General features: G+C 28.1%; 10 protein-coding genes. 6 read left to right on the forward strand and 4 right to left on the reverse strand.

Going from position 1 to position 4280, the window contains the following annotated elements; translation table 11 throughout:
* The first annotated feature begins 203 nt into the window (after positions 1 to 203).
* Positions 204 to 785, forward strand: coding sequence for a hypothetical protein (locus BG20_RS08685; RefSeq protein WP_010193999.1), 582 nt, complete (start codon positions 204 to 206; stop codon positions 783 to 785).
* Positions 786 to 846: 61 nt separating this feature from the next.
* The gene (locus BG20_RS08690; RefSeq protein ID WP_010194001.1) at positions 847 to 1074 is read left to right on the forward strand and encodes a hypothetical protein; all 228 of its coding nucleotides are present in this window, start codon (positions 847 to 849) and stop codon (positions 1072 to 1074) included.
* A gap of 276 nt (positions 1075 to 1350) precedes the next feature.
* On the opposite strand, the gene BG20_RS13405 is transcribed toward BG20_RS08690, so the two are convergent.
* Both BG20_RS13405 and BG20_RS13410 read right to left on the reverse strand, forming a co-directional pair.
* Positions 1351 to 1554, reverse strand: a complete 204-nt coding sequence (locus BG20_RS13405) for a hypothetical protein (protein WP_010194002.1) — start codon at positions 1552 to 1554, stop codon at positions 1351 to 1353.
* Positions 1538 to 1780, reverse strand: a complete 243-nt coding sequence (locus tag BG20_RS13410; RefSeq protein WP_010194004.1) for a hypothetical protein — start codon at positions 1778 to 1780, stop codon at positions 1538 to 1540. Before BG20_RS13410 ends, BG20_RS13405 begins: the two co-directional genes overlap by 17 nt.
* A 122-nt stretch (positions 1781 to 1902) precedes the next feature.
* Here BG20_RS13410 and BG20_RS08700 point away from each other — a divergent pair, with 122 nt between their 5' ends.
* Positions 1903 to 2094 (forward strand): hypothetical protein, encoded by a 192-nt coding sequence (locus BG20_RS08700; protein ID WP_010194006.1) that lies wholly within the window; start codon positions 1903 to 1905, stop codon positions 2092 to 2094.
* A gap of 46 nt (positions 2095 to 2140) precedes the next feature.
* On the opposite strand, the gene BG20_RS08705 is transcribed toward BG20_RS08700, so the two are convergent.
* Positions 2141 to 2407 (reverse strand): hypothetical protein, encoded by a 267-nt coding sequence (locus tag BG20_RS08705; protein WP_193353041.1) that lies wholly within the window; start codon positions 2405 to 2407, stop codon positions 2141 to 2143.
* 142 nt (positions 2408 to 2549) lie between these two features.
* Here BG20_RS08705 and BG20_RS08710 point away from each other — a divergent pair, with 142 nt between their 5' ends.
* From BG20_RS08710 to BG20_RS08720, 3 genes are all read left to right on the forward strand, one after another.
* Entirely contained in the window at positions 2550 to 2927 is a 378-nt protein-coding gene (locus BG20_RS08710) for a DUF6659 family protein (protein WP_048097186.1), read from the forward strand.
* A gap of 66 nt (positions 2928 to 2993) precedes the next feature.
* Entirely contained in the window at positions 2994 to 3320 is a 327-nt protein-coding gene (locus BG20_RS08715; protein ID WP_238527583.1) for a hypothetical protein, read from the forward strand.
* 122 nt (positions 3321 to 3442) lie between these two features.
* Positions 3443 to 3730 carry a DUF5615 family PIN-like protein gene (locus tag BG20_RS08720; protein ID WP_010194014.1) on the forward strand — a complete coding sequence of 96 codons (288 nt, stop codon included), beginning with the start codon at positions 3443 to 3445 and terminating at the stop codon, positions 3728 to 3730.
* 26 nt (positions 3731 to 3756) lie between these two features.
* Here the strand turns inward: BG20_RS08720 and BG20_RS08725 are convergent.
* A partial coding sequence (locus BG20_RS08725) for a hypothetical protein (RefSeq protein ID WP_010194016.1) occupies positions 3757 to 4280 on the reverse strand: 524 nt, incomplete at its 5' end.

Genomic DNA, 4280 nt, shown 5'->3' on the forward strand with positions numbered 1-4280 from the left:
ATTGGTGAATTATTGGTGAATTATTGGTGAATTATTGGTGAATTATTGGTGAATTAATGGCGAATTATTGTGGTTATTTTTTTACATCTTTTGAAACATATTATTCTTAAAATTTCTAAAAATCTGTCTATCTAAAATTAAATCTAATTATGACCAATATTGATAAATATATGACCTGTATATTATAGGTCGACCTAGTAAGAATGACCTATCTTGAGCCCACTTCAGATTTGTATGAGCGTGAAAGAATTATCTTAGAGTATATTAAAAAATATCCTGACAAACATCATAATGCACTCATTTCAATGATTGTACCTGAATGTATGGCAAAAGCAACTTTTGAAAAAACCCGTGATTCTTTACTCGAAAAAGAGATTATCGGTGTACAAAAAAAAGGTAATATGAAATTCTATTTTCCAACATTAAATTATCCTGACAAATTCCAACAACATGTAGAGAGAATCACAAATACTTCATTTCACAATATCAAAACTCACTTAAAAAAACTTGAATCATCATATCAACATAAAGATGTAAATGAAAAAATCGTTTTATCTACTTCTTTATTAAAAGATTTAATGTTGACTGATAATGGATTCACCTTTCTTGATTCCAACAAAAACCCTCAAAAAACTTTGTATCGTGATGAACATCTAGAAATTCAACAAATGATTCATCAGCTTTTTACTGTTGTTAATAATGATAAAGACTTTGACACTATTTATCCTACAATTATGAGTTTTTTTAGTACAAGCATGCCTAGAAATTACCAAGATCCAGAATAAGGTTTCAAGTCTTATGTTGACTATCTGATTTTTATTCTGGCTTGTTTAATAATATTTGAAAATGGGGCTCCTTTATACAAAATTCTATCTTGATTTTGAACCAAATGAATGGAAAGAAGTTTCAAGTAATCCTGTGATATTTGAAACAATTACAGATAATGTTTCACTTGAAGTTTATGATACATCTCAGAACTCCTATAAATTGAAATTTAAAAAAGGTGCTAAATTACAAATTTTCCAAGTAGTGGGAAAATTTCGCCTTACATGGAATGATGATGATATTATTTAAAATATATCCTATCAAATAAAATAATAACTGGATTTATTCAAATAATTCAATGTCATTAAGAGACAAAAGTTGTAAACATTCAAAATAATTTCGATAACACCACTCCTGAACAAATTGTTGAAATTTTGGTTCAAATTCAATCCAACCTGAAAAGTGAAATTACTCAAAATTATCTTAATGGAAAAATTCAGGGTATTTTAGGCACAAATGATGCAATAGAGAAGAAAAAACTACTGTAAAAACCTGAAACCTTATCTGGATTGGTACATTCAAGGATTATGAATCTGAAAACTGCTCAATTTTATTTAATGCATTTTTGATCATAATTGGATGGTTCTTAATTTGGGATAAATCCCCTACTAATTTTAAAAAATATTCATGACCTGAATCTTGTGCTTTTTTTATATCTGCATCATAACACAAGAGTGCTTTAACTAAAAATGATGAATCTCCTACCATCAAATTAAGTGCTTTTTTCATCTGTTAGTCCGTCATGTATTTTTTTAATAGTTTCATCTATTTTTGGAATTGTCTTCATTGCTTCCTGTTGGAGTAATGATCCAAACATGGCTGATGAGTCTTTAAGTTCTGGACTGTTTCCTATGGTTCTTAATCTTTTTTTATAATGTTCAAGCGATTTTAATACTATCTTGTATCCACCTTCATCTTTTAGAAAAATTGAACCAAGCCAAATTTTTTCAGACAATTTTTAATCTTGTACTTTTGTATTATTATAATTTCTCTATTACTGTTTCTAGTTTTTTAAATACTTACCACTAGTATAATTTCTACTTGTTACTAATATACAAGAAATGCATTATCCCATTGATGAATATTCAAAATGAATTTGGTATGGAACCATTACTTGCATCTTGTCCAAATTGTACTAGATCATCCCTTTATTGTGGAAAAATCCCTACTGCCTTACGTGATATGGCAAATAAAGAAGTGTTATTTTGTAAGTTGTGTAAGTTTGTAGTTTCTGTAGATGAATTCAAAAAAATTCTATCTAGCGTGTAATGTATATATTTTTATGATTTACATTTATTTTCAATAACTAGCAATACTATTCTTTTACATCAAAATCTTGTTGAATTTGAGGCTGATTTCTATTGATAAGATACAATAAAATTCCTGCCAATGTTACACCCATACCTAATAATCCTACAAATGTTCCAGCATGTTTCATTGTTCTAAAAAATGGCTCAATTTCAGGAGTAATTTGAACAACATAAAATAAGAACAATCCCGATAATACCATTATTCCTCCTGCGATAATTATTACTACTCCACTTTTCACAAGTAAATTATTTTTATGCCATCTAATAAACATCGATAATTTTTTAAAATTTTTAATCTATATCTGAAGTTTTTTGATTAAATCCTAAAACATCAAAAATTTTCTTATGATTAGAACTTGTCTATTTTTACAGTACTTCAATAGATTATATTGGTAAATTTTTATAATTTTAATGATGGCAGCACCAAAAGTCGATCTACTAAAAATCGTTGAATCTATGATTAACTTAGATCCTAAGATGCGTTTTGCAGCAATCATTGATCCTAAAGGCAACATACGCGAAGGTATTATGAAAAGTGGAAAAACTTCTCTTAAAACCCAAAAAGAAGAAGAACATTTCTGTCAACAAGTAGCTCAGAGAAGAAAAATGAGAAAGGAATTTGATAGATCTTTGGGAAAGGTACGATATGTCCATGTAGAACGAGAAAAAATAACTCAGATGGTGATTTACACTAAAAAAAATATTGTATACTTTACAATGGAACCTGAAATGCCAATAGATACAAAAATTCGAATAATTACAAAAATTAAAAAAATCACTGCTGGCATTTAATATTTTTCATGTTATCAATTCATATTTTCTAAAATGTCTCTGAAAAAATTCATAGCAGATTCAAAAATGTTTGAATATGATAGGCACTATAGAGAATGTCAGCAAAATAATCAACCGTTCATTAAAGCACGAATAAATCCAAGTAATGGAAATTATTACGTTCAAATTGATTTAATGCCTTGTAACTATGATCTAAGTTTAGAGAGCAAAAATCAGATAAAACAATTATTTGAAAATGAAATTGACTTTATCAAATCTACTTCCCAACCAAACTCCTCATTTAATGGATATAATATAGATAAAGAACTTTCTTGGTTCGATGGGGTAATACCAAGTAGGATGGAGTCATTCTGTGACAAACTATATGAAATATCCCAAAGTTGCCGTGATTAACCTATAGTAAATTAATTATTATTGATTTTATTCTTTGAATCTCTATAATTAATTCATAATTATGTGAATGTATTCTAAAAAAGAATATTTACACTAATATTGAAATTTGATTTGATTTATTCATGCCAAAGACAATGAAGATACTAATTGATGAAATGGATGACGGATGGGATGAAAAACTTTCTAAAATGGGATATGAAGCATATAGTGTTAAAAAATTACGTACAGATGGACACAAATTGCGTACTGATTATTCTGTAATCAGCTTTGCAAAAGAGAATAACATGATTCTAGTTACACGCGATACTGAAAGTGGTCAAGCGTGCGAAGAAAATAATTTACCATATATTTTGCTTGATAATGAAGAAATTTTTAAAATTGTAGTTGATAAATTAAAACAAATATCATAAAACTCATAATTCAAAATTTTGTTTGTTTAGTTTACACTTTGTAGTCCGATCTGTGACATTCTCAAATTTGCTATTACTTCATTTAGAAATTCTTCTTCAGGTTGATGTATAATTCCATTCATTATATTTTCCCAACAATCATTGATTTTTCTAGTAATCTGTGAAAACATTCTATCTTTTTTAAATGTGGGGTAATGAGATAGTAATTTCATAACAGCATCTGTAGATTGGACGATATGTATGAAATGAATTGTTATTCTTAGTCTTTCTTGATACTCGATTTTATTTTGTTGTATTAATTCTGTAAATTCTTTAATTTCCTCAAAAATACTTTCAATCTCATTATGTACACTTTTGAGTTGGCTGTTCACTGCTTCTGATACATTACTTAATTCATATTCTATGTGTGATTTACTGTACATTTTTTTGCCAATCTCGCCCGATTCTACAAGGGCACTTATTTCTCTATATACCATTTTTTCATTTCCTACTTTTTTGATGACTCTGCTTGTCAGCTCGCCTGCACGTATTTTTCCACTTTCATTTAAAA

The sequence above is a fragment of the Candidatus Nitrosarchaeum limnium BG20 genome (assembly GCF_000241145.1).
GTDB classification, from domain to species: Archaea; Thermoproteota; Nitrososphaeria; order Nitrososphaerales; family Nitrosopumilaceae; genus Nitrosarchaeum; species Nitrosarchaeum limnae.